General features: G+C 42.3%; 1 protein-coding gene. It reads right to left on the reverse strand.

What is annotated here, in order from left to right:
• Positions 1-88: 88 nt before the first annotated feature.
• Positions 89-604 (reverse strand): A24 family peptidase, encoded by a 516-nt coding sequence (locus tag HMPREF3216_RS04525; RefSeq protein WP_060787139.1) that lies wholly within the window; start codon positions 602-604, stop codon positions 89-91.
• Positions 605-861 lie beyond the last annotated feature (257 nt).

The raw sequence follows: 861 nt of genomic DNA on the forward strand, positions 1-861 counted from the left end.
CACCATTTCATGCTGAGGTTCGCTTCATCCGCGGCGAAAAATCTCGAATCTCCACCTTACTTAACGCTATAAAATCGCAGCAAAAAGTTCAAAGCATAACAGCGATGAGCGCAGATACAGCTAAGACGGGTACGAACGGGATTTTATTTTGCGCATTTTTAGACTTAGCGCTAGAAAAATTAACTCGGAAAAATCGCAAGCAGACTCTAGAACAGATTTTCCATACTAAAATCCAAATTAATCCAAGTATGCTAACTAATGCAAACCAGCATATTATGCAATCAAATCCAAATAGCGCCAAAGCCTGAGCAGTCATAGATGCGCACGTAACATCTCCAAATCCAAGCGCTCCGCGCATGCAAAGTTTTTGCATTAAAACGTAGATAGCAAAAACTGTTATCGCGCAAAGCCATCCGCGCAAAAGAAAATTGACATTATGCAAAGAAATTAGCGAAAAAATAAGGTTCGCTGCAGATTGCGCAAAAGCGGCTAGTACAACCCAAAGTCTAGGCACAACGCGGCTGATTAAATCCGTTGCGCACACTGCAATCAGGCATACAAGCGTTGGTGTTGTAAATAAACACGCGATAATAAACTGACTCATTTGATTATGCTAAATGCGCGAAAATTGCATTGCAATAAATTTCGTTCAATGTGGTTAAAGGCTTTTGAAGTTATGCAGATTACGCCAAACTGGGTAGAGATTCGAGATTTTTCGCCGCGAACGAGGTGAGCCTCAGCGCCGAAGGTGGTGACTCGCCGAGAGAGCAAGAAAAATCGAGAATCTCGGTGATTAAGTGATACGTAATTGTTCAAGCATGTAAGAGGACTGGGTGATTCTTGGTCGAACAGTATAAGAGC

Origin of the sequence: Gardnerella vaginalis (genome assembly GCF_001546455.1) — a bacterium.
Classification (GTDB): domain Bacteria; phylum Actinomycetota; class Actinomycetes; order Actinomycetales; family Bifidobacteriaceae; genus Bifidobacterium; species Bifidobacterium vaginale_B.